Here is a 26029-nt window from a genome sequence, read left to right as displayed (position 1 = left end):
TTATTTAACTAACTGGGAAATTTTATATAAAAGAAACGACAGGACACGCCCAGCCGATGGAGCGCGTAATCCGCTCCGCGGCTGCGCGTCTGGGGAGCGGCTCGCTTGCCTCCTAGGCCGGGGGCTGGCATCAAGTATTATAGCCCGGCCACCGATACAGCCCCAATGGCAGGGCCACCTCTGGGCGCGATGGTCAGGGGATTGCTAGTCGCTCTAGGAGTTCTGGCCCTCTCGCTTCTCCTCCTTCTCGCGGCGCCCATCGGTACTGTTCTCCTCTTCACGCTTGCGCCATTCGCGGCCGGCTACATGGGAGCCCTAAAAGGTGGTACCCTCACGCCCCGGGCCGGCCTTCTTGTGGGGCTATTTGCGGGGCTCTTCTGGAGCGGGGTCGAGCTCTCGCTCCTTATTATTATCCTGGGAGCGTACCTCGGCGGCGTTGCCACCCTCGAGCCCGTCGGGCTTGGAATTCTCGCCCTCATCACCACATCGAACGTTGTCTTCTGCATCCTGGGGGCGCGGAGGGGCTCTATTGACGCCGCCCAGTCCCGCCGCCCTCCTCCCCAGCCTCTCCCCCAGAAAGCTCTCGAGAACGAAGAAGATGTAGCCGAGCGCAATGCCCGTGACCCCGCCCGCCAGAGCGCCCGTGACGATGCGCACGGGGTTTGTACTCTCCCAGAGGCCGAGGAGCTGCCCTCCGCCGTCGAGACCGAGCGGCCCGAGGCCGAGGAGAATCTGCCAGAGCCTGAGCTCCACGACGAAATATAGCGAGAGAGCGGTGCCCAGCGCGAGCCCCAGGAAGATTCCGGTGCAGCGGGCGCAGTAGGGCATTTGGTTGCCGTTGATGAAAATGGACCGGTCGGCCCTTTGGTGGCAGTTCACGTCCCCGCTCTCGTAAATCGCCTTAGCGAGAGGGTTCATGTGAGCCGTGAGCTCGCCGTTATCGATGACACCGACCGAGCCCGAGAGACCCGTCACCGAGCCCGGGGGCAGCGAGAGGGGTGCTAGGACGTTCAGCAGTGCCCAGATGAGGGTGATTGCGGCGGGAATAAGAACCAGTGGGTGGAAGCCTTTCTGGACCGTGCCACTGCTCAGCCGCGAGAGCCATCTCCAGAATTCCCGGCTCATCATTCCCTCACCCCGCCTCCAAATCCCTCCGGAGCCGCTGGCCCCACAACTCCCGCCGGGCTGTCCTCAAAATCACTCCGCAATTGGCTCACTTCCCTGCTCTGAATGGATGGCCGCACTCCGGACACTTCGGCTCTTGGACGCATGCGAAATGCATTCTCCGGCCGCAAACGCACTTGATGTACCTCTGGCCAGGATGGATTTCCTTAATGCAGACGCAGCAGAGCGCTCTTTCCTGACTGATTCGCCTCCTCCCAATTGCATATCGCGCAACGCGCCCCCGGATTTCTTCCGCGCAAGTCTCTCTCTCCCCCCCTTCGCCTCCCTCCATCGGCGAGGGCGCGGGAGCGGGCATTTTTGTCTGCCCGGGAGGGGGGGTAGCTCCCGTGGCGCTGGCCTTCTCTCCGCTCCCCGCCCTCCACCTCTGGTTGGTGAGCATTACGGGCCCGGGCGCGCCCGCGGGGCGTCTTGCTCGCCTGAGCCAGCGACAGCCCGTGATATGAAGAGCGAGCGCAACCGTTCCGAAGGCCGCGAGGGCGCTCCCTACACCAAACCCCAGGGAGGGAATCGATGCTGCGCCGAGCGCAAGCGCGAGCCTTCCCGGTCTCCTTCCGAGGGACAGCAGCGCCGCCGCAAGCGCGCAGACGGAGCACGAAAGGAGCAGCGGCACCGTCCAAAGTAGGGAGGCCACGGGCTCAGAGAAGCTCTCGCCCAATGCCTCGTCCAAGTAGAAGTCTGCACCCCCGTACTCCAGCGTAAAGTCCATGGACTTCAGCAGGCTGGGCCTCAGGTCCACTCTGACGGACATCCTATTATAGCCCGGCGCCGTGGCCTCGACGCGGTGGACTCCCGGGGGAATTCCCTTAATGACGTACCACCCGCTCTCGTCCGTCAGGGCCGACAGGGATGCGTCGGTGACTATGACCGTGGCGCAGACGATGGGGCGGCCGGCGGTGTCTCGGACCTCGCCGGAGAGCTCGCATGTCCCAGAGACGTGGGTCCCGTCGGGCGTCGACACGCCCGCGATTCCGATTATGGCGTACGCAGCGTTCAAGACTCCAAGGACGAAGGAGGCGAGGAAGAGGAACGATGCGACCCTTTTCAGCGCGGGAGGTCCCCGGCCTCTCCCTCCTTCCCTGGCCGGCGGTCTGTGGGGAGCCTCACCCCCATCCGTTTCCCTCTGCGAGGCACAATCTCCTGACTGCCCGCACGGGAGCCCTGCGTCACCCACGCGCTTCCGCCGGGTTGCTCCCGACCCGACATCCTTCCTCAGCCGAACTCACCCCTCGAGAATATCAGCAGTGCGATCGCGGTTAGGCAGAGAACGGTGGCGATTGGAAAGGGTGGGAGCGCGAGACCGACCATGGCCCCTGTCAGCGCAATGGTGTATCGTTTGCGCCTCATGGCGGAAAAAGCCCCCCCCAGCACGACGGCGCTGAAGACCAGAGTAAGGGCCCCGCATGTATATAAGGAGCTGACTTGCTGGGGATGCTCGTCAACCACCTCCGTTCCATTGCCCTCCTTGAGCTTGAGCGAGAGCTTCACGGGCGCTTCATATACGAGGGTGATAAACCTGAGTTTCTTGTAGCCGTCAGCCTCCACAACAACCTCTTGCCTGCCGGTCGGCACACCGGAAAGCCTGAAGTATCCAGTCTCGTTCGACACGCTCCTCAATTCGAGAACGCACACGGTAGCGTTCTGAATTCCCCCGCCGCTCTCATTCTTGATCTCCCCGGTGAGCTCGCCATGGGAGCCGAGAAGCCACGGGAGGTGGGGCGCTCCGATGTACCTCCCGGAGGTCACAAAACCCGCGGAAGCCGCAATTAAAAGGAGAACCCCAGCGATGGCCGGTTTGAGGCTCCTCTTCGCTCCCCCCCTCCTCGGCAGCTCGTGGGAGGCCATTAGCTCCCTCGGGCGTCCGGGGCTGGCGGGCGGACTCACTCCGGCGGCGGCCCCCCTCTCCGAGCCACACCCGCGAGGCTCGTCCTGCTCAACCACGGTGGAGGGGCTGCCCTCCCCACCCTCTAGCTCTTTGGTTACGGCGCCCGCTCTAGCGCCGCATGGCCTACCCCCTTCTCGGAAGCTTGTTATGCCACCCTCTCCATCACGCTCCTTGGAACCTACCGCCTCCCTTCCAGACTCCCGACCGCCCTCCCGCCTCGGGTCCCTGCTCGCCCCCCTCTCCTTCACAGCGTCTCCTTCACCGCCCGCCCCCTCCGCGCGCGCTCCGGCCCGCCCGCCGCCTCCGCAGCCATTCCAGGTCAGAGAATCACCTCCACCCTGACACTGTCGCCGTCCCTCAGGCCCAGCACGTCCCTGATTTTCTTCTCGCAGATCACCTCTATCATGTCGCTATAGTGGCTGCGGTGGGGAATCACGACCGCGCAGTAGAGGTTTCGAATTCTGGCGCGGAACATGCGACCATTTCCAAAGGTCCTTCCATCCCTCGTGAAGCCTTCCAGCGTTATTCCGGGCGACTCCTTCAGTATCATTAACTTAGCTAGCTCCTGGCCGCTGACGCGAAGGTTGAGGGTGCCCGGGTAGGGCTTCATCCCTAGCTTCTGGCGGAACTGGGCTTGGTAGGCCTCCTGCCCCACATAGTACCCGCCCTCCCCGAAGCCGCTGGTCACCTGTCCTGTAATCAGAAGCCTGCCGGCGCCTTCGAATATCTTCAGGTAGTCGGAGTGCTCCCTGCGCAGTGCCCCGATTCCCTTTGGCGTCAGCTGGAGCGCCTGTTTGCGCGGCCCCATCCTGCGCGTGACCAGACCCTCTTCGACGAGTTGTATAATCTTGTTGGAGGCGGACTGCTGGCTCATCCCTAGCCTTTTCGCGAGCTCGCCGGATGTTATCATCACCGTCCCGGTGATGCCGCCGAGAAGCGCCAGCTCCTTTAGAATTCTGATGAGCTCTGGCTGGACAGACTCGGGCTCCGCCATCGGTATACCTACCACTTCTTTGGTATATCTTGATTTTGGTCGGCACGGCAGGCGCGGCACCCCGCAAACTTGATTATGGGCGGAGCGATAGCAAACCCGATGAGCCCCGCGGGTGGGGTGGTGGAGTTCCTAGCCACAGCCGCGGCCGTCTCGGTCACGGGGGCTATGATGCCGGGCCCCGTGACGGCTGCGGCCGCAAGCGGCGGCCTGCTCGACAGATGGGGCGGTGTGCATGTCGCCCTCGGCCACGGCCTAGTCGAGTTCCCCACGATTGCGGCTGTGGCTCTGGGGCTCGGCTCGTTCCTCGGCGACCCGCGAGCGGCTTTAGCACTAGGCCTTGCTGGTGGCACCGCGCTGCTGGTTATGGGCGCCGCCTCCCTTCTCTCCCTGAGGGGGATGGGCTCGGCGAAGCTTCGTCACGGGGCGAATCAGCGGGAGAGAGGCGTAGGGAGAGGCTGGGACCATAGAGCTGTCGCGCTGGACCGAGGGGCCGCTCCCGATGGAAGCCACCCGGGGCCCCAGTCTGGAGGCTGGAGGAGGGGCGCGCGCCTCGCGGGCAACCACGTCGTCATGGGCGCCGTAACCACAGCCTCCAATCCTTACTACTTCCTGTGGTGGGCGACGCTGGGCGCGGCCCTCGTGTTCACGGCCCTCAGCTTCGGGCCCGCGGTGCTCGGGGCCTTCGCTCTCCTCCACTGGTCCGTGGACCTCGGCTGGGACGCCCTCATCGGCCTTGCTTCATTTAAGGGCGGCCGACTTAGGGGCGGAGAGCTCCAGCGGGGAATCGCCGGTGTCTGCGGCGCGATGATGGTCGCTTTCGGTATATGGTTCGTCGCAACCGCCGCCAGCGGAATACCGTGTCTCTGAGAAGGCACGCCCCTGAGCGCCCGATTGTGGAGACCCTAGCCGGCCACGAAGGCGAGAGGAAAGGGCGGAGAAGGGGCGGGAGCTCAGAGGCCCCGGGCCCTCGCGATGGCGAGGAGCTGCTCGTACTCCTCCCTCGGAAAGGCGAGTCCCTCCCGGGGGAGCTCGCGCAGGAATCGTATCTCCTTTACGTCGGGGTCCTGGGGCATCCCCCTTCTCTTCCCCAGCCTACCTAGGAAGAACTGGCCCCTGCCCGACGGTAGTCTCTCGACGATGGCTACCTCGTAGCCCGTCTCCTCCAGGAACTCGCGCGCCGCCGCCTCCTCCGGAACTTCGCCCTCCCTTATCTCTCCGCCTGGGAATTCCCACCCCCTCTTGTGGTTGAAGACCAAGATGAATTTCGGGGGCTTGGGCGGTTTCGGGGCTTTGGACTCGGCTCTCCGCAGGAGACGGTCTCTTTTCCTACCCTCACCCCGGGGCTTTCTACGGAGAAGGAGCCGGGGCTCCCGGAAGGCGAGCACACAGACAAAACCCCCGCCATCCACGCCCGCCACCGGCTCGTGTGGCGCACCCTGCATACTGGCTTGAACCGCTCTGGAGGTATTCAATTTTTGCCCTGCCCCTCCGGGGTTTCCTCGCTCCCTCCCGCCCCGTTCTCCCCCGATGGCGGGGGCGCGGGACCCTCCACCGCAGAACTCGACGAGGCCTTAACCCGAGCCGCGCCACCCTGCGCATGCCCAGACCTTGGCCCACCGCTCCCGGCCTTTTTCGCCCTGCGCCCCCTTCTCTTTTTCTCGTCCCAGACCTCCTTCCTTGCAGGGTGAGTTATTGCCTGGAGTTTCTCGAGGTCCAGCCCACCCTCGCCGACCTTCTCCACATAAACCTCACCCCGCGGGAAGTCCTCCTGCCATACCCTGACCTGATTCATGTAGGCCAAGAAGAGGACCGAGACGAAGGCCGTCAGCCTGTCCTCGTCGCACTGCCTGGGGCACAGCCGGCTCAGCGGTATTTTGCCGGAGAGGGGTTCGATTCTGCTCCAGACGGCGCTGATGTCGTCCTGCAGGTCCTCCCTGTGAATCATTCTATTCACTCTGAGGGCCTTCTGGCTCTCCCAGAGCTGCCTCTGCTTCTTCCTCTCCTCGGCCAGCGCCCTCTGGAGCTCGGCCTCCCTCCGGGCCTCCTCGAACGCCCCGATGAGCTCGTAGAGCGTCACTGGCCTAGTCCCTTTCCTCCACACGCTCTCCTGAATCGGCGGCTCCGGGCTCCCGAGCACGGCGGCGGTGAAGTCGTAGGAGGCGTCGGAGGCGAGCCACTCGGGGCTCCCGCCGGCCCAAGAGTCCTGCGGGGCTGTGTCGGGCTTCGGCTGGTTGCTCGCGAGAACCTCGTCCGACTGGAGTTTCAGCACCGACCAAGCCATGAACATCAGCCTGCCCGCGGTGACGAAGTCTATGTCGGGCTCGCTCTTTATTCTCTCCATATAGAGCTTGGAGAACTTGAGCAGGTCGACGTCCCATGGGTTGAGGTGGTTCTGAATCACTAGCTCGAAGGTGAGAGCGATCGACTTGTCGAACGGGTCCTTTATTGGTAGGTGCTCACCCCTCTCGAGCTTCTGGACAAGCTCCATATACTCGCTGAGCTTCTGCCCGCTGTCCTCTTCACTAATGATGGATTTGTAGAAAATCAGGTGGTTGATCACCTGCTCCCCGGTGTCGTAGCCCTCGTACCTCTCCGGCCCCACGTACCCGGGAACGTATGGGCTCTCCACAGCCTCTGTCGGTCCGCCGCCTCCGTTTCTTAGCCTTCCGTTCAGTCTCCCATCCTCCCAGAGCCCGTCAGCTCACTTCCCCCACCCGGAGGGGCCAGCGGGCGGCCAGAACCCCCCTCCTCAGCTATCCGAATGCTGCCATCCTCTCCGACGTCCCCCACCTTTATATTACCGATGATGTCGCTGATGCCGTTGCCCTGCATCGTCACGCCGTACCGGTAGTCCGCGTTGGCGAGCGTGACCTTTCTCAGAGTTATCTGGACGAACTGGGCCATCTTTGAATTCTTCTTTATCATCAGGGCCACGTTCTCGGCGTTGACCGCGTCCAGGAACATGTCGACCTCGTCGAGAAGGTAGAAGGGCGAGGGCTGGTACTGCTGAATCGCGAATATCAGCGATAGCGCGGTCAGGCTCTTCTCCCCACCTGAGAGGGACTCGAGTCTCTGGGCCTTCTTGTCCTTCGGCTGGGCCCGGATAATCAGCCCGCCCTCGAACGGGTTCTCCGGGTTCTCCAGAATAAGCTCGGCGCTTCCACCGCCGGAGAGCTCCTTGTATATCTCGCCGAAGTTCTTGTTTATGGCGTTGAAGACCTTGCTCAGCCCGTACTTCTTCTTGCTGTTGAGCTCCTCTACTAGCTTGAGGAGGTTCTCCCTCTGGCTCCGGAGCTGCTCGAGCTCAGCCGAAAGATCCGCGCAGCGCTTCGCCTGCTTCTCGTATTCTTCCAAGGCAAGCATGTTGACCGGCTCCAGCGCCTGCATCCCCGCCTCGAGCTCTTTGACGGCTCCCTCCAGCTCGGCGAGAGGGGGGAGCTTCCCCTTGACCTTCAGCTCTTTCTCCCCAATCTCGGCCATGATTTCGGCGTGCCTGTCCTCAAGCAGCCTGAGCTTCGACCTGAGCGATATGATCAGGTCCCCGTGGGTCTCGAGCCTCCCGTTCAGCTTCTCGAGCTGGGTCTCGAGGTCCGTCTTGAGCTTGTAGGCCTGGTCCCTCCTAGCCTGCCACTCTCTGAGCTCCCTCGAGGTCTTCTGCTCTGCCTCCATGAGAACGTTGAGCTGGTCGCCGGCCTTCGCCGCCACCTCTTTGGACCTCACTATCGAGGACTCGCACTCCTTTATCTCCGCCGCCGTCGCCGCCGCCGCCCTCTTCAGCTCCTCCTGCCTCTGAGCCAAGAGCTGGAGCTTGGCGGCGGAGGTCTGCAGGGCCGCCTCCCTGTCGCGTATGTCGTTACCGAGCTTCAGGAGCGTCTCCTGGAGCTTCTTGATTTTGGCCGCGAGCTGCTGCGGCGTGGCGGTGGCGAGGCTCTTTGTCATCTCGTCCCTCTGCTTCGTCAGCGCCTCCAGCGCAGCTTCTACCTCGCCCAGCCTCTGCTGAACCCTCTCCACACCTCTCTTCGCCTCGTCCATCTCCTTCAGCTTCGCCTCCCTCTCCTTCTTCAGCTGGTCTCTAGTGCCCGCGCACTCCTTCCGCCTGAACTCAAGCGCCGCCGCCTTCATCTCGACCTCGCTCTGCCTGCTGTGGGCCTCCGCCAGCTCCCTCTCCATCTGGGTCAGGGCCTCCCTGAGCTTCTGGAGCCTCTGAGACACCTTGTCCGAGGCCTCGACCGCCTCCTTCAGCTCCTGTCCGACCCTCCTCAGCTCACTCTCCGAGGGCGCCCCGAACTTGACCAATGCCTGCTCGGGCGTTCCCCCGACCATCGCCCCGGAGGGCTCGGCCAGCTCTCCCTCAAGCGTGACCAGCCTGACGCCGCCCATAAGCCTGCGGAGGGCGTCTAGGTCCTTCACCACGATGGTGTCGCCGAACACGAACCAAAACGCGGCCCTGTACTGCTCCTTGAACTTGACCAGGTCCATCGCGTAGCCCAGGGAGGATGGGTCCTTGACGGCCATCAGCGCTTTCCCGCCTGGCCTGCCGAGAATCATCTTGTTTAGTGGGAGGAATATCGCCCTCCCGATTTTCTTCTGCTTCAGGTAGTTTATCGCCCTCGCGGCCGCCTCGTCGTCGTCCACGACGATGGACTGCATCCTCCCTCCCGCGGCCACGGTCAGAGCGGTCTCGTGCTCGGGCTTCACGGACGCGAGCTCCGCGACGGTACCGTGAATTCCCTTCAGCTCGCCCCTGTCGCGCGCATCGAGAATCGCCTCGACCGCCGCGTTGTAGCCCTTCTGCACGCTCGCGGCGGCCGCCGCCTCGGCCTTGAGCTGCTCCCACCTCCGCCTGAGCTCCCTCACCTTCGTCTCCAGCTCCGCGCCCGTCCTTAGCAGCTTCGCCTCCTCCTCCTTCGCGGCCTGGTACTCCGATTGGATGTCCCTCTTTGAGCCACTCGAGTTCCTCGCCTCCGCCCTCAGGTTCTTCAGGTCGAAGTCAATGTCACTGAGCTGGAACTCGTACTTCTTTATGCTCTCCTCGAGCTGGGCGATGTCCTGCGCGAGCCTGTTGACCCTGTCCTCGGCCCTCTCCTTCTCCAGCAGGAGCCGCCCCCGCTCCTGCTCCTTCTCGTCGAACTCCTTCCGGCGGAGGATGAGCTCCCTCTGGAGCTTCATCGCTCTCGTGTCGGACCGGGCGACCGCGTCCTGAGCCTCCTTCAGCTCGCCGGCCGTGGCCTTCTCCCTCTCCCTGAGCTCCTCCAGCTCCGACGATAGACGGGCTGCCTCCGCCTTCCCAGCCTCAATCTCCTTCTCCAGCGCCTTCAGGTCCTGCGCCGTGACCGCACTGGCCTCCTTCAACTGCCGAATTCTCTCCCTGGCGGTCTCGGAGGCGTCCTTCGCCCTCATCACCTCGAGGCGTAGCTCGTCGATTTTCCTGCGGAGCTCCTGCGCGTCCGCCCCCCCCGCCTCGGCGATTCTGTTCTCTAGCGCCTCGACCTCGCTTTTTGCGGAGGCGATTCTCTTTTGGAGCTCCTCGACCTGCCGGCCAATCTCGGCCTGCTCCTTCTGGAGGTCCTGAATCTGCCCATTGAGCGAGGCCATCTCCTCCTCGACGTCCTGCTTCCTCCTGAACAGAATCTGAACCTTCAGCTCGTCCCTTTTGTCCCTCAGCTCCCTGTACTTCAGCGCCGAGTCCCTCTCCCTCTGGAGCTGGGAGACCTGTCTCTTGACCTCGTCTAGAAGGGTCTCGATGGTGCCAAGATTCTCCTCCGTGGCAGCCCTCTTCTCCTCCGCCTTCTTTATGTCCTCGTCGTACTGGGTTATTCCGGCGATGTCGTCGAGGATCCTGCGCCTCTCCAGATTGCTCATAAGAACGATTCTGTTGATGTCGCCCTGCTGGACAAGGTTGTAACCATCGGCGCTGATGCGCGCGTGGGCGAGGAGGCTGTCGAACTCGTTGAGCGAGGAGGCCCTCTCGTTAACATAGAAGTAGCTGTAGTACCCGGGCCCAGCGGAGCCCCCCTGACCCTGCGCCCCATCCCCACCCTCCGTGTGCTTTCTCTCAGTCCTGTGGGAGGCGAGCCTGACGACCCTGCAAAGCCTAACCTCGTCCTCGTCCACCGGAATGGTCCTGTCCTTGTTGTCAAATGTGAGGACGACCCGGCAGAAGGTCGCGGGCTTCTTGTCCTTTCCACCGTCGAAAATCAAATCGGTGAGCTTGCCGACCCGCAAGGCCTTAGAACTCTTGGGCCCGAGCACAAAGAGGATGGCATCTGCTATGTTGGACTTCCCGGAGCCGTTCGGGCCCGTTATTGCCGTGTACCCGGGCATGAAGGGTATGTGCAGCTTCCTTCCGAACGACTTGAAGTTCTCTAGGTAGATGTCCTTAAGGTGCATGGGCGCTTCGCTTCCCTATGCCCCTTTCCCCACGGCAGCGCCGCAGCCCACATATCGTCGAGGGGAGCATTAAAGCTTTCGGGAGGGGCGGGAGCGGCCCCCTCCACTGCGTTACCCGCGGTGCCCGTGACGAGTCCGGAGGGGACCTGACGATGAAAAACCTCCCCCCAACAGGAGGGCCCTCGGTGACAGCAAGTGGTGAGTGGAACTCAACTCATCAGAGCCCTTCCAAGAATTGCCCTACACGCCGGGCAGAACGATGCGGACTTTAAATCGCTGTCTGCGAGCGTGCGGGACAGGAACATCACGCACTCCCTTCGCCTGCAGTGCTCGAGGCCTAGGTTGTGGCCGAGCTCGTGCAGGCACTCCTTCACCGCCCTGGAGACCATCCTCTCCCTGTCGCCCGACTGGAGCCTCGCCAGAGACACAAGGCTCAACCTTCCGCCCAGCTCGGCCATCCCGCCGGTGAAGCTCATCCCGGGCTCGTAGACATCGGCGTCCGTGAGGACGAGGAGCCTCGACTGAAATCCCCCCAGCCCCTCGAGGAGCTCGCGGGCAAAGCGCAGGATGTGGGAACACTGGTACTGCCTCCTGACCGGGTTGTACATCTCCGGTAAAAGGGGGCGCGGGGGAAGGGGGATGAGGTCCACGCCCGCGGCCCGAATTCCTAAGGCAAGAGCCTCGAGCTCGCTAGAATCGATGGCGAAGGGGAGCCGGTGAGAGGGGCGGTCTGAGGAGCTCGCGCTCCCCGTCCGACCCGTGGTGGTTCCACCGGGCGCGGGGAACGTGAGTCTCGCGAGTCCCTCCCGGGTCAGCATAGGCAGAAGATATACCCTCAGGGCCATTAAAGGGGTATCAGGTGTGAAAGGATTTAATACGTTCCAGAGCCCTATCATCATCATGGCCTCCCGGTGGCTGCCCAGGGAATTCGCCTACGATACAAGGGGCTTCAGGAAGAGCCTTAGGCTCTACGCCGCTGGGGTGATAGTACTGGGCGGAATCGGCCTCCTTCTCCTCAGGATTTCCGAGCGGCTGCTTCTGCCCGCCGTCCTCATCCTTGTGGGGGCCGTCGCCCTCTTCGCCCTTATGCTGGCCGGCCCCCTTCCACCCGTCGCAACAAAGCACCAGGTTACCTCGGCCGCGGCCGTGCTCAGGCAGGGTTGGTTCTTCGCACTGACGATACCATTCAAAAAAATCGCCTCCATCAGAGTCGTGGGGGAGCTTCCCGGGAAAACCGGCGTCAGGCTCAGCCGCCGCGATGCCACCCTTCAGGTGCTCTCGAGCGGCCGGGGGGTGGTCAGAATCGACCTCACGGAGCCCATAACCGTCAGGCGTGTCAAAGTTGACCGCGTCCTGCTCGACGCTGAGGACCCGGAGGGCTTCGTCGCTTGCGTTAGGGAGAGGATGGGAGAGGCCCCGGGTGTTGCTGGGCCGGACTCTCTGGAGGTCTCCCGACCCCCAGGCCCGCGAGAGCCGCTGGGAGGAGAGGGACCCGTCGCCAGAAGGGTCCGGCTTAGCAAGAGGGCTTCAGGAGGGGATATAGGAAGCCGTGAGGCGCCGGGGCCTGTGGTTTCTGGCTCAGCTCGAGAGCTCCCTGTGGCGCTCGATACAGGGCGCCGGGAAGGCCTCGACGCAAACCGCGCCGGGGCTGCGGCGGACCGCACTCCGAGCGCAGACGCGGGAGCGGCCGAGACCGGGGACGAAGAGGTTCAGGAAATCGTCGTCGAGCCCGCGTGGATGGGAGAGGGTACGCAAGTGGAGACGCGAGTGATAAAGGTCAGGGGTCCTAAGCGCAGCAGAAGAGCCAGGGAGGGCGAACGCGAATTCCGCGAGCGAGCCTGAATCCCACTATTGTTGTGGCGTTGCGTAAAAATGTAAGGAATAGTACCGGAGGAGATTCGACAGGACTCGGTGGCCACTCGAATATCTCCACCGCAAATGCTTTCTTTGCACCTGCGCATCCGCACACCAGCCAGAGGACATGCCCGACCTCCTCGCCGCAATGGCTGCCGCACTCCTTTTAGGAACGCTCAGGGGCCTCTCCGTGTGCCTGCTGGTCTGTGCGCCCGGTATGATACCCGTCATAATAGGAGAGGGCGCCGGGCCCCTCCGCTCCCTAAGGCTCGGCCTACTGCTCTCCCTGCCCAGAATTCTGGTCCTGACCGCCCTCGGCGCCGTCCTGGGGCTCCTGAGCTTCGGACTCGCCAGCGCGGCCCCGGCCCGCGCCCTCCTCTCCGGCGTGAGCGTCATTGCCTATTTTCTGATTGGGGTCCTGCTCCTCCTGACCGGCCTTCGAATTCTCACTCGGGCGGATGCCTGCGGGAGCGGGGGAGGGGGAGGGCGCGTAGAGAGCTCGCGACCGCAAAGCCCCCAGCGGGGAAGGGGAGCTTGGGGCAAGCGCGGGCGCTCGTTCCTCCTCCACATCCTCTCATCTCACGCCGCCGCAACCTATCCGGGGGGAATGAGCGCCGAGAGGCTCTTCCTGATATGGGGCGCGCTCCTCAGCCTAGCGTGCCTTGCGGAGCTCGGCATCCTCGAGGCCGCGGCACTCAGCGCCCTCGCGGGCGCCTCCTCGCCCGGACCCGCCCCCTCCGCGGGCCTCGGGGCCATGATGATGCTCCTTTTTTCCCTCGGGGCCTCCACGCCCGTCCTGCTCGCCGCCGCGGCGGGGGGGGCTCTTGTCAGGGGGCTGAGTGGGAGGGCGCTGCTGCTAAAGCTACGAGACGTCAGCGCGGTGCTGATGGTCTTGGTGGGGATTTACTTCATCGGCCTCGAGCTCTTCACGGGCGCGAGGATGGCCCTGCAGGGGGCGGGCTGGTGATGCGATGAGGAGGCTTGTGCTGCACGTGTGCTGCGGGCCGTGCTCGACGGAGGTGGTTGAGAGACTGAGGCCTGATTACGAGCTCACGCTCTTCTTCTACAACCCGAACATCTACCCTAAAGAGGAGCACGACCGGAGGCTCGCCGAGGCGGAAAGGTACGCCCTGCACAAGGGGCTTACGCTCGTCAAGGGCGACTGGTCCCACGAGGAGTGGCTGAGGGCCGTCAGGGGACTGGAGGCTGAGCCGGAGGGCGGGAGGCGATGCGAGAGGTGCTTCGAGCTCCGCCTGCGCGCCACGGCGCGGCTCGCGAGCGAGCTTGGGGCGGAGCTATTCACCACGACCCTGACCGTCAGCCCCCACAAGAATGCTGCCATGGTCAATGCCGCTGGGAGAAAGGCGGCGGAGGATATCGCCATGGAGCCCGGCCCCGGAGCGCGCGGTGCCGTGGCCCCGCTGGGAACTAATGGAGTGGGGACGGGAGCTCTGGAGGGAGAGGGCGGAGCCGCGAGTGGTATGTACATGGGTTCTGGAGGGACAAACGGAGCCTGTAGGGAGGGAGCGCCTCCGGAAAGAATTGGTGCGGCCCCGCGCTTCCTCGCGGCCGACTTCAAGAAGAGGGACGGCTTCCTGAGGAGCTGCAGGCTCGCGCGGGAGGCCGGGATGCGCAGGCAGAGCTACTGCGGCTGCGAGTTCTCGATGGCCGGGAGGAGGAGGCGAGTGGGGGGCGACCCCGGCTCACGCCCAGCGCCCGGGGAGTCCGGCTGAGCAGAGACCCCTCGCCCGTGTGGAGGGAGCACAAAGGAATTCCGATTCAGGGGGCGGATGAAAAACGTCTCGCCGCCCGCACCTCAGCGCCTCTCGACAACCTCGACCCCCGGTTCCGGCTCCTGTTTCTCACCGCCGCGCTCCTCTCGGTGGGGGGCGGGGCGGAACGGGGGCCGCCTCCTCGCCGGAGCGCCAGCGTCGGCGGGCGGTTTTTTCGGGGCCGGGCCGCGGCCGGAAGGCCGCTTGGGAGTCAGCAGGTACCAGAAACCGATGAGGCCTGAGATGACCAGAGCCACCGCGCCGAGCCTGAGCGGGAGCTCTCCAGAGGAGGTGTTGGTCTGATTGATTAAATGAGGCGGAGGAGGGGGCGGCGGAGGAGGGGGCGGTGGCTGAATGGCGGCAACTTCGATTTCCACGCTGGCCTGGCTCAAGGCGCCCGCCTTATCGATAACCGTCAGCGTGACAAGATGCGCTCCCGGGGGAAGGAGGGCCTCGAGCTCGATTCCGTGGCCGATCAGTCCCGACAGGTTCGACTCCCAAGTGTAGTTGAGGGTGTCGCCCCACCGGATATCCGGGTCTGTGGTGCCGTAGGCCGAGAAGGTTATCGGGGTCTCGTTGTCGTACCACCCGCCGGGGTAGGGCGAGTCGATGAGGGCGGATGGCGGGTCGTTTACATTGAGAATTCTGAAGCTCAGATTCAGCGCCGCCTGCGCCTGGCCGTCCCTGACCACGACCCTGACGAGCCTGGTCCCGACGTCACCGTTGCCCGGCGTGAAGGAGAGGGTGTCGCTGCGCGGCGAGGTGAATCTGACGAGAGAATCGTTGGTGGAGAAGTAGAGCTCGTCTCCCTCGAATTTGATGTCGGGGTCTTCGGCTCGCACGCCGGCGGCGAAGGCCTCGCCCTGACTCACCTCGAAAACCATCCCGTCCTCCGCCGCCCTCCCGCCCACGGAAACTATCACCGGCGGGTCGTTGACCGGTCTGACGGTGACTGTGACGAAGTGGTCCGTGCTCAGGCCGGAGGCGTCCGTGGCGCGGAAGTCCACGGAGTCAACTCCGTTCCAGTCCTGCCTCGGGGTCAGGGTCACGTTTCCATCTGGGGATATTTTGACGGTCACGTCCGCGCCCGAGCCCTCTCCATGGGTCGGGCTGGAGAAGCTCATCGGCCCCTCGTCCTCGAAGACCTTCAGGAGGCTCAGGGAGGTTGAGTCCGGCACGTCCTCAGTCATCGAGAGGGCGCGGGGTGCGAAGGGCCGGACCCTCGGGGGTCGGTCGAGGTCGAGAACGAGCTGGGGCGCGGCCCATTCCATTCCTCCGGACGCTCCAGTGAGGAACTCGATGTAGCTCGTCGAGCCCGCCGCGGGCCCCCTGATTCTGATGCACACGCCGCCCTCCACCGCCTGCCTGCAAATGAGCCTGCGCAGGGGCTCGCCGAGCTCCAGCGTGAGCCACTCGCCAGCCCTCAGCGCCCCCGCGCCGAAGCTCCTCCCGACCTCGGCCTCCGCTACGGCCTGTTTTAGCTCCGAGCAAGTCGGGCGCCTCACGCCGTCGAAGAGCCCGAGGGCCTCGGACGAGAGGAGCTCGACGGAGAAGAGGCTGCTGGAAAGCGCCGGGTCCGTATCCGCCGGCATAAGCCGGAGCCACGCCCCTGTAACAATGACGCCATCCGGGAAACCGGGCGTGTCGAAGCGGACCCCGCCGAGCCTGAGCCATCCCTCGTAGATTCCGACCGATATCCTCTCCTCCGCGAAGCGGCCCCCGCTCTCGCCCTCCTGCGCCCAGCCCGCCATCCCCGGCATCGGCCTGAAGGTCAGGTCGTGCGTTCTAAAAGTCAGATGGCTGCCGTTGAAGTCCTGGAGGACCCTGTTCCCGCATACGTCCTCGAGCTCGAGGTCGAGGGTGTAGGCGGTCCCGGGGCGGAGGCCGTCGATGAGAATCGAGTGCCTGAAGGAGGACTCGGGCCCCGGCGCCTCGAGCACCCCTCCATCGCTCCGGCAGATCGCGATTGCGCTCGAGACCTCGTCCGTCTCTACCCTGAGCAGCGCGCTCGAGTTCGTTAGGTTGGTCAGCTCAAATGAGAGGAGACGGGGGGGCGAGCCGTCAACGAGCGCGCCCGCCCAGCACTGGCCCGGAGGGCTGGCGTCCCTGTACTCGACCATCACGGTGTCCCCGTCCGACACCTGAAGGACGCCATCGGCGGCCGGTGCACCTGGGGCGATTCTGAGCGTCCCCTCGAAGCTCCCGCTCCGGCCAAGCTCGACCAGCTCCAGCGCCTCGGGCGCGCTCTCGGTACCGCTCGACGCATAGACCCTCGCGGAGCCGAGGCCCGCGAGGTCCCTGTCAATGAGCCGGACGCGCAGGGAGGCCTCCGGGGGGACCCTCTCCTTGTCTAGCGCAAGCTCCCCGATGGACGGGTCGAAGAGGCCCCCTGTGGCGGCGAGGGCATAGCGCTGCCTGCCGCCTGCGCCCACGCTGAGGGCGGTCACGTTGATTGCGTAGTGCCCCGGTATGGGGCTCGGGAGGAAAACGGCTTCGATGGTGTTCACGGCGTCCGCGCCCTCGGAGGGAACGGAGGAGCCGTTGACAATCTGGTTCCCCCTGTAGACCCTCCCGTCGGGCGCGGTGACTTCGAGGTTCAGGTCGTTGACGAGGCCCGCGCCCGGCCAGTCGGCCCAGGAGAGCACAACCCTGAGCGGCGAGCTTGAATTCACGCCGATGTGGTGCGTCCTTGTCTCGCCCGTGGCGAGGCCGTCGTTGATACGCGATTCATTATAATAATCCTGAACCCAGAGGCGATGCGTCCTCCCGTCGCCCTCGAGATAGAGGGCGTTGAGGAGCCTGATTTTCCCCCAGCCCTGCGAGAAGTCGGGCGCGCTCGCCTCGACGTACTTCCCACCGAGCTGATCCCAGCACGATAGAACGAGTACCGCCCTCCTGAGCTGTCCCGAGGGCATGAAACCCGCGGAGGAGCCCCTGACCCCTCCGGGATAGAAGCCGTCCCTGAAGTACTGCTCGACGATCGCCCCGGCCCCCCCGGCGACGGGCGTCGCCATGCTGGTCCCGTGCATGGTCCTGTAGCCCGAGTTCATGCTGTAGCGGGTCGAGTCGGACGAAGCGGAAACCAGGCTCTGGCCCGGCGCGACGAGCGTGGGCGCTATCAGGCCCTGCGGCGTCGGCCCGTGGGCGCTGAATGAGGCCAGGTCCGTAGTGTTGCCGTTGACGGCCGCGCCGACGGCGACGATGTTCTTCGCCGTGGCGGGTTCGAGCACGCTGCCGGGCTCGGGGCCGCTGTTGCCCGCGGCGACGAAGACGAGGAAGTCGGGGTGGTCCCAGAGGAACTGGTCGATTCTCTGCGCGCGTAGGGAATACTCCCTCCTGTTGTCGCCCCAGCTGTCGCTGTGAGAGGTCGCGCCATGGGCGTATGCGTCTCCCAGAATTCCGCGAATCAGCGGGGGTGCCCAAGAGCCATTTGCGTCCACGATGTCGTAGAAAGCGATTCTCGCGCCGTAGGCGATGCCGTCGTAGGTGTCGTAGCGGCCCGGGCTCTCGATGCTGTCGCCCGCGAGCGTCCCGGCGACGTGGGTCCCGTGGCCGAGCTGGTCCCAGTCGTCCACTGATGTGTTGTAGCAGACTATCTTCCTGTGCGTGGGGCCCGGCACCCCCTGCTCGCTCGTATTGTTCCTGAAGCAGATGTGGTCGTAGTCTATGCCCGAGTCCGCGAGGCCTATTATTATTCCCTGCCCCGTGAGACCCGCGTCCCAGTAGGGGGTTGGGATGGTCTCGTTGTCGAAGCTCTGGACCACCCACCGAGCAACATCGTTCCTCGGCTCCACGGGGTCCCAAGGCTCGAGCGCCCACAAACCGGGGAGGCCGAGAATTTCGATGGCTGTCTCGCGAGGCGCCTCGAGCATTGCCGACAACCACCACTCCGTCCCGGTGTCGAGCTCGACTGCCCGTCCCCCCGAGGCTTGCACCATCTCCAGTGCCCTCGCGAAATCGTTCCGCGCCTCCCTGAAGAACGCAACCTCGAACCTGACGAAGTCATCGCCGGGGAGGGGGTGGAGCAGTTTGTGCTCCGGTCTCAACTCCCCCAGCCAGCGGACGAACGGCATGGAGGCGAGGCGCTCCACTTCATCGCGCTCCGCCCTGATTATGAAGTTGTAGTGACTCAGGGCCTCTAGAATCTCCACGCCCGCGTTGCGGATTTGAGAGAGCCAAGAGGCCTTCACGGGCCCCTTGAGCTTCAAGACCAGATAGAACGGTCCATCGCCCTCGAGCCTCAGCTCCCCCAGCCCCTTCCCCCTCAGCTCTGAGGGGCCGAGCGTGAATTCCGCGCCCGGCAGGACCACATCGTCCCGGCCGTGGATCGCGAAAAAATGAATTCCGGCCTCCCTGAGCACGGCCCGGTCACCATCCGACGCTTCCATTGTCACGAAGGAGGCGTAGACCTCATCGGCGCGCAGGCCGAGATGGCGCAGCTCGCGCTCCCCGGCCATGACGCAGATGTAGGCCCTCTCCACCTCCCTGCCCGCCTCCGGCGGACCCGCGGACGCGGAGAACAGGGGCTGGGCCGACAGCGCCGCCACCAGCAGGAGGATCGAGAGAGGGCGCATGATGTTTTGTTATCAGATTATCTGGTATATATTCGGATTGGTAGGGTGGTGTAACATGTTGCCGGCACCGGCTGAGGGAGGCTCTCCGGCGGTGCGGGCGCCCGGGACAGCGCGATTGGTCAGTAGCAGAAAACGATATACGTCGGGCAGACGTCAGGGGCGGCGGAATTCGCTCCTCCCAGCGCAGAAGTCATCCACATGAGCCTGTTCTATTCCGGATAAAAACTAAATATTTCTCCCGCCCATTAAAACACAATGCCCCCCGCGGCCCCCCGCTCCCCCTGCTTCCTCACCGTAAATATGTTAATCAACCGGCCCGGGTTCGGCCCCGATCGGACCCGGACGCGAACCGTAGCCTCACTCGTTCTGACCGCGCTCCTTCTCCTCCCCGGCCCGCTGTCCGCCAACCCCGCGCGCGCCGACCCCCCGCCCTTCGGAATCGGCGACTGGGTGGTGACTGGGAGACGGACGAGGGAGGAAGCAGCCTAGGACGTGACTCTCCCAACGACCTGCCTTTTCATGGCAGGTTCTTTCTGTATAACAATATTATAGAAATGCCAGCCCCGGCCAGAAGGGTCGAACCCTCGAAACCCGGAGCTCCCCCGCCACCCGTTGTACCCGAGTCCTTGACCACGATGGTAACGGTCTGAATCACGCTGCTCTTCCCGTCGCTGACCTCGAGGGTCACGGTCTGGGTCCCCTTCGGCAGCCTGTTGGTCGAGAAGGTGGGGCCCCTGCCGAGCTCCGCGCCCGTCTGGTCCCTCCAGACAAAGGTCAGGTTGTCTCCATCTTCGTCGGAGCCCTCGGCGCTGAAGCTGATGTAGGCCCCCTTCTTGAAACTGGACATGTTGGTCGGCGTCTTTATGTAGGCCGTGGGCGGCCTGTTGACTTCTGTAACAGTGATGTTCCATTCGAAGCTTATGGTCGTGTGGCCGTCGGTCACGTCCACCCTGAGCGAGTAGGTCCTGCCGCCCATGTTGTAGTCCGTGGCGAAGATGTAGGTGAACCCCCTGGCGGTCTTGTCCTTCGCACCATCAAGATACCACGAGTAGCTCAGCTCCGGAGTATCAATATCGCTCGCGGCCACGCTGAAGGTCTTCTTCTGGTTCTCGCTCATTTCAACATTCGTGTCCTCAGGAGTCACCTTGGTGAAGTATGGGGGGTCGTCCTCGGGCTCCACCCTGACCGTCATGTTCAGCGTCGCCCGGAGCCCTGCCCTGTCCTTGGCGGTCATTATTAGTCTCTCCTCATAGGGGCTCCCGGGAACATACTCCTCGCTCCCGGCGTCGAATATGATGCGCCCATCCCGCGCTATACTGACCGTGACCTTCTTCTGGCCCGTGATGCAGTAGGTGAGGGCGTCGTCGGAGTAGTCCTCCATGATGTCTGGGTCGGTGAAAAGGTCGGCCACGTTTGTCTGGTCGTCGCGACCGCCCTCGTGGAGAATGACCGTGTAGGGGTCGGGAATCGTCGGCTTGACCACGGGCGGATGGTTGACATGCGTGATATTAACATAAAATCTGGTCGACGCAGGAACTGTACCTTCGTGGCCGTCTGTGCATGTGAGCTCGAGCAGGAAGCTACCATAGAAGAACTCCGCCGGGCCGAACTTGTACCAGTTGCTCGCCTTCTCATAGACCATTGGCAGGCTCATATTGGCTGGGTGGGTCTCGGAACTCAGGACGGTGCAGGTGTAGGTGAAGTTGGCGGGCGGGTCATCATCATCGAGGAAGATGGTGGCGAGGTTGGAGGTGTAGCCAACGGCGTGCTCCTGAATTACGATGTCGGGCTGGGGGGTCGAGAGATAGGGCTGGTCATTCACAGGGAGGACCGTCACGTTGGTTGTGCCGTAGCATATGAGGTTCCCCGGGCCGCTGTCCTTCACCTGGAACTTCACCGTCTCCCTGCCGTACCAATTCTTCTCCGGTGTGAAGGTTACTTTCCCGGTCACGCGGTCCACCACGGGCTTCGTCTTGTAGCCCGAGCCGAACAGAGTGTAGGTCAGGTTGTCCCCGTCCGGGTCCATGAAGTAGTTTGACAGTATGAGGTCGCTGTTGCTCGTGTCCTCGAGCATCTGAATCTCGGGGAGGGTCCCGTTGAGCCGGGGCGGGTCGTTAGGGAGAGATACTGTAAGTTTGTACCAGCCACGTCCGGGAACGAAGTTAGTTTCCCCCCACGCATAGCAATATAGCGCTCTGATGAGAATAAAAACCGTTCCGGCATGCGGGATATTCACATCACTCAAGAGCAGGTTCTGATTCCCGACGTTCGGGGTCAGACCTGTGATGAAATTCAATTCCTCATCATAAACCGAGAGGCCCAGGCTCGTTCCATATTCATAAGCATTGAGAACGAAGCTGAGATATATACTACTGATGGTTTTTGGAGTTCTCATCTCCACCTTCCACCAGTCCACACCGTCCACGCCTTGATCCACAAATTCGAGTTGCGGGGACGGGTCCTGTATCAGAACGGCACCGGACGGGGCATTGTTGTTGTCCATTGGCTCTCCATCGAATTCGACCTTCAGAATATATGTGCCATTGCCCTGCGCAGCTGTTATGAATATGTAGATCGCTCCACCACAGCCATTAAAACGAACCTCCTGAATACATCCAGCTGTGTTAACGTATGACGCGTTCCTCAGCCACCAATTTATCCCCATCCATTGATTAAAAATGTATAGATAGAAAATTCCTGTGGCGGGGCATTTGAGCCTGGCTCTCATCTGCTGGTTCTCTGCCGGAGGATTCACCATTCTATAGACGATTTTTATGCTAGGTGCATTTGTATCTAAACTGCCGAGGACTTCACCTGCTGTATAGACCACCGGGTCTTTTATTGTTACACTGAGCAAATATCTGCCGGGCTGGGTACGTATTTCACCCTGAGAGGTGGTGTTGACATATACTCTTATGTAGACCGTTTGTGGAGCGCTCGAGTTCCACCACTGCACGGAAATGGCCGATTCCCATCTTTGGCTGGTATTCCCGAAATCTAAGGGAATAAAATTACCGTAATATAATCCGAGATGAAAATTAAATTCACCGGTGTCGCTCTCATTATAGTCGATCAGGTAGAGACTGGCGTTCAGGATTTTTTCATATGGAACATTGATTTTATACCAATCCGTCTGGTCTGAGGATGGATTTATCAGCAGACTCCCCTCAATTATCTCTTCGCTCGAAATGGGCATTGCCTGATTGAGTTGGTCATTTGGTTCAGCCTCGATGGTACGGCGGAGACCGGCCGACCGGGAAGTTGATGTGGGTGCAAGGGCCTCCAAAGATTCTAAAGAGAGCAGGAAAATGAAAAGAATGGTCAATAAACGCAATAATTGGGAGTGATCTCTTGGTTTCACAGAATCAACCCTTCAATAAATCCAAAAGCATAGCACTGTATTCATCTCCAAAGTTCGTCAATTCATTTCCTTTTTCAATAGCCCTCTGCAATTTATGAACATTTATATTGTTTGACTTTCCTACAGGCGACATTCCGTTACTCCCTCCCTTTATGATATATGTTAATTCTATTAAAAGTATATAAATTTACCGAATAAAGTAAAAATTTTAATATTAATAATTAATTGGAAAATTATTATATCGTTATGCTTCAAAGTCGTATAAATGAATCTCTGCCCATTGAGGAAACCATGGCGGAAATTGCCCGGCTCCAACGGTAAAGCGTTCTGTATACCATAGCTGAACATCTTCATCAATAAGGTTTTCATTGTTCACATAATTTGTTGGATACTGTGAATATTCATTCTGATGGGCAGCCAAGCACCAGACCCATGACATTGTATGGCCATCTGGAGTCTCTCTCAGGCTTACATATCTTGGAACGGGATTCGCTGGCGGAGGTGGAATTATCGCCGTTGGATTTTCAATTCGCGCAATGCGGCCATTAGGACCACCCTGAACCGGTGCAATGGGTCCTGCCTCGATATTCTGTTGAGCCCATGCGACCCCATTCCATAATGAAATATTGTTACTTGATGTATCATAAACATCGGCATCAATTAAATAAGAATATTCAATATAATCTATTTTATCGACCGTGCCATCAGGCATTTGATGCCAATATTCTTCACCAGGATCCTCATCCCCATCCCCATTAAAATCATAATATGGATGTAGCGTCTCTGATATCATTACCCGAATAAAGCCGGCTCTTCCCGGTGGTGGTCCATTTTGACCATGAAATTCCATTCGGTATCGATAACAAAACTCAATAAATCCATCTCCATCGAAGTCAAGGTCGAACCAAGCTTCAAAAGTCGTTGGATTGCCCTCGTTGAAACCATTGTAATTGCCTTGGCCATTACATGGACATCCATTAAACATTATTTTATTGACAGGTGTTCCCCCCTGCTGAGGTTTGTCATCATGAGGATAAAGCTTTATCTGTCCATTATTCCAATTCAGCATTTTGATACTTATCCATGGAATGGTTAATTCTTTAATATAGTAATTATAATTTATATCTCCTCTGGCATTATCCCTGTATTCAAGGTCCCAAATGGTAATTCCATTAATATGAGTACCTGTTGTTACATCATTCTGTGTATATACACAGGCCCAATTCCCTTTCCAAAAAGGATCCACGGGAAACCCAGGATTCGCTGGCCAAGACCCATTATCAGCCCCGGGGCCCACACCTATTGATAGTATTCCTGCCAGCGACACTATGAATACAATTCCACTCACCCCCGCTATTTTCCCCCATCTCATTCCTCTCACCCCTGCAGACCGTTCAATTAAATCATAATGTACGAACTCGAATATATAGCTCGCTCACCTTCGATACTTATTCGGAATAAGTACCGATGATACTTATCTTCGGTAAGTACCGGGGATATGTATCCGGGATAATTACTAGCGATACATATCTTCGACATATATCGTATATATCAGCAACACACGAAGCGTCTGGCGCAGATGCATTAAGAAATGACCCGAGGTAATTTACCACCCATTCAAGAACCCTTCCGGAAAAGATTACTGCACTCCGAAAGAGCGTGATAGACCCTTACTCCGAGCTCTGTGATTTTGATAACGTCTTGCCCTTTCTCATTCTTTTTAATTATTAATAATCCGGCTTTTTGAAGCAGCTCGATATAGATGCTGCACCTTCTGTAATTCATCCTCACCGCCATCGCCAGCTGCGTCCTACCCCACTCCCTACTGGAGCCCCAGAGAGCGTTCAGGAACCGCTCCACGATATTCAGGTCCGGCGTCTTGGGAATCCGGCCTTTGCCACCTTCAGTCATTCATCCCTCCTATTGAAGTCTGAAGAGTTCGCTTCTCTCTCCATAAATGTAATCTATATTATTCTATTTTTTTTTTTTCGGAAAAAAACTAAATATTTCCATCGCCCATTAAAATACAATGCCCCCCGCGGTCCCCCGCTCCCCACGTTCCCCCGCAGTAAATATATTATTCAGCGGACCCGCGCCCGGGGCCAATCGGACCCGGATGCGCACCGGTGCCCCGCTCCTTCTGACCGCCCTCATTCTCCTCCCCAGCCTGCTGTCCGCCCACCCCGCGCGCGCCGACCCCCCGCCCTTCGGAATCGGCGACTGGGTGGTGACGGGGAGCGAGGCGCTCGAGAACCGGACCCTCCTGCTCGACGGGAACCTGACCGTGGAGAGCGGCGGCTCTCTGACCATCTCCAATTCGACCCTGATTCTCTATTGCGAATTTGCTGAGGAGCACGGAATTCGCGTCATGCCGGGCGGCTCTCTGCGCGTTATCGAGGGCTCCGTGGTCTCCTCCTTCGACGAGCTCAGGCCCTTTACATTCGTGATAGAGCGGGGCGCGGCCGCCGAGCTCAGGAACTCGACCTTCATCGCCTGCGGCGCGTTGAGGGCCGGCATCGAGCTCCAATCTGACCGCGTTGTGGTCGCCGGCTGCACCTTCACGGGCTCGCACTGCGGAATCACCGTCGCCGCGCCCGCCGCCATCTCGTCCTCCAGATTCATCAACAACTATCTCGGGGCCTATGTAATCCGCAGCTCCGCGACCTTCATGTGTTGCAGCTTCGAGCAAAACGGATACGCGGTCTTCTCGGACCGCGCGAGCGGCGAGCTCGGCTTCTGCACGACCCTGAGCTCGTGCAATCTCGTCAACAACTCCGTCGGAGTCTGGTCGCTCAACTCGAGCTGCCTGATTTCCTCGAGCGCGTTCGTCGGGAGCATCGCCGTGGCGGTCTATGCGGAAGCCGATATCTACTTCGGCCCCTCCAATATAACTCTGGAGGACTGCGTGTTCGAGGGCAACGGCATCGGCATAGCCCACTCGCCGGACTTCGGAAACCACAACCTCACTATCATCAACTGCGACTTCCTGAACAGCACGAGGTTCGGAATCGACTGGTTCAACAGGCCCTACCGCGACCCCTGCCTCCCGAATTCGACGCGGTGGATGGTGTCGCGGGAGAGCAGGGTCGTGAACTCCGAGCTCCGGCTCCACGGGAACGTAACCATCGAGGCCGGAGGGTGCCTCTCCCTCGAGGGAAGCCGCCTCTCGCTCGAGTGCAGGATGCCCGGCGAGGACGGAATCGACGTCCTCCCCGGCGGCCGCCTGGAGCTCCGGGGCGGCTCCGGCATCCGGGCCTGGAACACCTCCTTCCCCCACCGCCTGCGCTGCCATCCCGGTTCCGCGTTCACGATGAGCGGCTCGCTCCTGCGCGACTGCGGCTGGAACATCTCCGACCCGGGCGCCTCCGGGCCGCTCCTCGAGACCTCCGACTTCGCGATCCTCTCGTCCACGGTGGACTTCTGCCCGGCGGCCCTCGTCCTGAAGAGCTCCCGGGGCGGCCCCGTGGAGGGCTCCCGCCTGCGCGGCCTGAACACCTCCCTCGTCCTCAACGCATCCTCCCTCCTCATCCGCAACTCCACGCTTGAGACCGCCGGAGGCCTCACGGCCTCCCTGAACGGCGCCTCGCTGCTCGAGTGCCTCAACTCGACGCTCGACAGGACGGGTCTGGAGTTCCTCGACGGAACCAGCCGCGTCAACATCAGCTGGTATCTGGATGTGCAGGCCCTCTGGACGGACGGGAGGTTCCTGCCCGGCGCCGATGTGGTGGTCCGGGATGCCAGGGGCGGTGAAGTCGCGCGGGAAAGGACCGGTCCCGACGGATGGGTTCGCGGGCTCGTCCTGCGCGAGGCGAGCATCACTGCAGACGGGATGGAGCTCTTCACACCCCACGACGTCAACTGCTCTCTGGGGAATCTGTACAACGAGACAGAAATAGAAATGACCTCAAGCCGCTCCCTCGTGCTCGCGCTCTCCGACCGCACCGCGCCCCTCGTGTGCATCACGCACCCGGCCACGGGCTCGTTCCTCTCCTCCGGGCTCGTCAGGCTGGAGGGTGC

At 61.5% G+C, this 26029-nt stretch carries 19 protein-coding genes; 6 read left to right on the top strand and 13 right to left on the bottom strand.

The annotated features are described in order from the left end of the window. Positions 1–360 precede the first annotated feature (360 nt). The 4 genes from QW379_07095 to QW379_07080 form a co-directional block, all read right to left on the bottom strand. A complete protein-coding gene (locus QW379_07095) occupies positions 361–1128 on the bottom strand; it encodes a DUF2085 domain-containing protein (GenBank protein MEM2870169.1) in 768 nt (255 codons plus the stop codon). Between the two features lie 85 nt (positions 1129–1213). Further along, positions 1214–2356, bottom strand: coding sequence for a carboxypeptidase regulatory-like domain-containing protein (locus QW379_07090; protein MEM2870168.1), 1143 nt, complete (start codon positions 2354–2356; stop codon positions 1214–1216). A gap of 38 nt (positions 2357–2394) precedes the next feature. Then, positions 2395–3315 (bottom strand): carboxypeptidase-like regulatory domain-containing protein, encoded by a 921-nt coding sequence (locus tag QW379_07085; protein MEM2870167.1) that lies wholly within the window; start codon positions 3313–3315, stop codon positions 2395–2397. 71 nt (positions 3316–3386) lie between these two features. Beyond that, complete coding sequence (locus QW379_07080) at positions 3387–4061, bottom strand: DUF120 domain-containing protein (GenBank protein ID MEM2870166.1); 675 nt, start codon at positions 4059–4061, stop codon at positions 3387–3389. A 99-nt stretch (positions 4062–4160) separates the two neighbouring features. Here QW379_07080 and QW379_07075 point away from each other — a divergent pair, with 99 nt between their 5' ends. Beyond that, a complete protein-coding gene (locus tag QW379_07075; GenBank protein MEM2870165.1) occupies positions 4161–4928 on the top strand; it encodes a LysE family transporter in 768 nt (255 codons plus the stop codon). A gap of 83 nt (positions 4929–5011) precedes the next feature. Here QW379_07075 and QW379_07070 read toward each other — a convergent pair whose 3' ends face one another. The 4 genes from QW379_07070 to QW379_07055 all read right to left on the bottom strand — a co-directional run bounded on the left by QW379_07070 (position 5012) and on the right by QW379_07055 (position 11296). Beyond that, complete coding sequence (locus tag QW379_07070; GenBank protein ID MEM2870164.1) at positions 5012–5503, bottom strand: NUDIX domain-containing protein; 492 nt, start codon at positions 5501–5503, stop codon at positions 5012–5014. A 26-nt stretch (positions 5504–5529) separates the two neighbouring features. Continuing rightward, complete coding sequence (locus tag QW379_07065; protein ID MEM2870163.1) at positions 5530–6690, bottom strand: hypothetical protein; 1161 nt, start codon at positions 6688–6690, stop codon at positions 5530–5532. 41 nt (positions 6691–6731) lie between these two features. Further along, positions 6732–10451, bottom strand: a complete 3720-nt coding sequence (gene smc, locus QW379_07060) for a chromosome segregation protein SMC (GenBank protein MEM2870162.1) — start codon at positions 10449–10451, stop codon at positions 6732–6734. Positions 10452–10660: 209 nt separating this feature from the next. Next, positions 10661–11296 (bottom strand): hypothetical protein, encoded by a 636-nt coding sequence (locus QW379_07055; GenBank protein ID MEM2870161.1) that lies wholly within the window; start codon positions 11294–11296, stop codon positions 10661–10663. 55 nt (positions 11297–11351) lie between these two features. Between QW379_07055 and QW379_07050 the strand changes: the two genes are divergently transcribed. The 3 genes from QW379_07050 to QW379_07040 all read left to right on the top strand — a co-directional run bounded on the left by QW379_07050 (position 11352) and on the right by QW379_07040 (position 14038). After that, entirely contained in the window at positions 11352–12293 is a 942-nt protein-coding gene (locus QW379_07050; protein ID MEM2870160.1) for a hypothetical protein, read from the top strand. A gap of 139 nt (positions 12294–12432) precedes the next feature. Beyond that, positions 12433–13272, top strand: a complete 840-nt coding sequence (locus QW379_07045) for a hypothetical protein (protein MEM2870159.1) — start codon at positions 12433–12435, stop codon at positions 13270–13272. 4 nt (positions 13273–13276) lie between these two features. After that, on the top strand, positions 13277–14038 hold the full coding sequence (locus QW379_07040; protein ID MEM2870158.1) for an epoxyqueuosine reductase QueH: 762 nt from the start codon (positions 13277–13279) through the stop codon (positions 14036–14038). Between the two features lie 83 nt (positions 14039–14121). Here QW379_07040 and QW379_07035 read toward each other — a convergent pair whose 3' ends face one another. Continuing rightward, on the bottom strand, positions 14122–18651 hold the full coding sequence (locus tag QW379_07035; GenBank protein MEM2870157.1) for a S8 family serine peptidase: 4530 nt from the start codon (positions 18649–18651) through the stop codon (positions 14122–14124). 255 nt (positions 18652–18906) lie between these two features. On the opposite strand from QW379_07035, the gene QW379_07030 reads away from it, so the two are divergent. Beyond that, positions 18907–19140, top strand: coding sequence for a hypothetical protein (locus QW379_07030; protein ID MEM2870156.1), 234 nt, complete (start codon positions 18907–18909; stop codon positions 19138–19140). Between the two features lie 28 nt (positions 19141–19168). Here the strand turns inward: QW379_07030 and QW379_07025 are convergent, their stop codons facing one another. The 4 genes from QW379_07025 to QW379_07010 form a co-directional block, all read right to left on the bottom strand. After that, positions 19169–21409, bottom strand: a complete 2241-nt coding sequence (locus QW379_07025; GenBank protein ID MEM2870155.1) for a tandem-95 repeat protein — start codon at positions 21407–21409, stop codon at positions 19169–19171. A gap of 607 nt (positions 21410–22016) precedes the next feature. Then, positions 22017–22145, bottom strand: a complete 129-nt coding sequence (locus QW379_07020) for a hypothetical protein (GenBank protein MEM2870154.1) — start codon at positions 22143–22145, stop codon at positions 22017–22019. Positions 22146–22256: 111 nt separating this feature from the next. Continuing rightward, positions 22257–23393, bottom strand: a complete 1137-nt coding sequence (locus tag QW379_07015; protein MEM2870153.1) for a hypothetical protein — start codon at positions 23391–23393, stop codon at positions 22257–22259. Positions 23394–23629: 236 nt separating this feature from the next. Beyond that, positions 23630–23923 (bottom strand): winged helix-turn-helix domain-containing protein, encoded by a 294-nt coding sequence (locus QW379_07010; GenBank protein MEM2870152.1) that lies wholly within the window; start codon positions 23921–23923, stop codon positions 23630–23632. A 205-nt stretch (positions 23924–24128) separates the two neighbouring features. On the opposite strand from QW379_07010, the gene QW379_07005 reads away from it, so the two are divergent. Then, positions 24129–26029: right-handed parallel beta-helix repeat-containing protein (locus QW379_07005; protein ID MEM2870151.1), on the top strand; the 1901-nt coding region annotated here is incomplete at its 3' end.

Source organism: Thermoplasmata archaeon (assembly GCA_038851035.1).
GTDB lineage: Archaea > Thermoplasmatota > DTKX01 > VGTL01 > VGTL01 > JAWCLH01.
Note: the sequence above shows the minus strand (reverse complement) of the source record. Positions and strands in the feature narration are given on the sequence as shown.

Excerpts from the sequence above, each read along its gene's own strand:
- QW379_07055 (MEM2870161.1), bottom strand. The coding sequence starts at position 11,296 with ATGGCCCTGAGGGTATATCTTCTGCCTATGCTGACCCGGGAGGGACTC.
- QW379_07030 (MEM2870156.1), top strand. The coding sequence starts at position 18,907 with ATGCCCCCCGCGGCCCCCCGCTCCCCCTGCTTCCTCACCGTAAATATG.
- smc (MEM2870162.1), bottom strand. The coding sequence starts at position 10,451 with ATGCACCTTAAGGACATCTACCTAGAGAACTTCAAGTCGTTCGGAAGG.
- QW379_07010 (MEM2870152.1), bottom strand. The coding sequence starts at position 23,923 with ATGACTGAAGGTGGCAAAGGCCGGATTCCCAAGACGCCGGACCTGAAT.
- QW379_07095 (MEM2870169.1), bottom strand. The coding sequence starts at position 1,128 with ATGATGAGCCGGGAATTCTGGAGATGGCTCTCGCGGCTGAGCAGTGGC.
- QW379_07080 (MEM2870166.1), bottom strand. The coding sequence starts at position 4,061 with ATGGCGGAGCCCGAGTCTGTCCAGCCAGAGCTCATCAGAATTCTAAAG.
- QW379_07040 (MEM2870158.1), top strand. The coding sequence starts at position 13,277 with ATGAGGAGGCTTGTGCTGCACGTGTGCTGCGGGCCGTGCTCGACGGAG.
- QW379_07020 (MEM2870154.1), bottom strand. The coding sequence starts at position 22,145 with ATGTCGCCTGTAGGAAAGTCAAACAATATAAATGTTCATAAATTGCAG.
- QW379_07070 (MEM2870164.1), bottom strand. The coding sequence starts at position 5,503 with ATGCAGGGTGCGCCACACGAGCCGGTGGCGGGCGTGGATGGCGGGGGT.
- QW379_07045 (MEM2870159.1), top strand. The coding sequence starts at position 12,433 with ATGCCCGACCTCCTCGCCGCAATGGCTGCCGCACTCCTTTTAGGAACG.
- QW379_07025 (MEM2870155.1), bottom strand. The coding sequence starts at position 21,409 with ATGGTGAATCCTCCGGCAGAGAACCAGCAGATGAGAGCCAGGCTCAAA.
- QW379_07075 (MEM2870165.1), top strand. The coding sequence starts at position 4,161 with ATGAGCCCCGCGGGTGGGGTGGTGGAGTTCCTAGCCACAGCCGCGGCC.
- QW379_07035 (MEM2870157.1), bottom strand. The coding sequence starts at position 18,651 with ATGCGCCCTCTCTCGATCCTCCTGCTGGTGGCGGCGCTGTCGGCCCAG.
- QW379_07050 (MEM2870160.1), top strand. The coding sequence starts at position 11,352 with ATGGCCTCCCGGTGGCTGCCCAGGGAATTCGCCTACGATACAAGGGGC.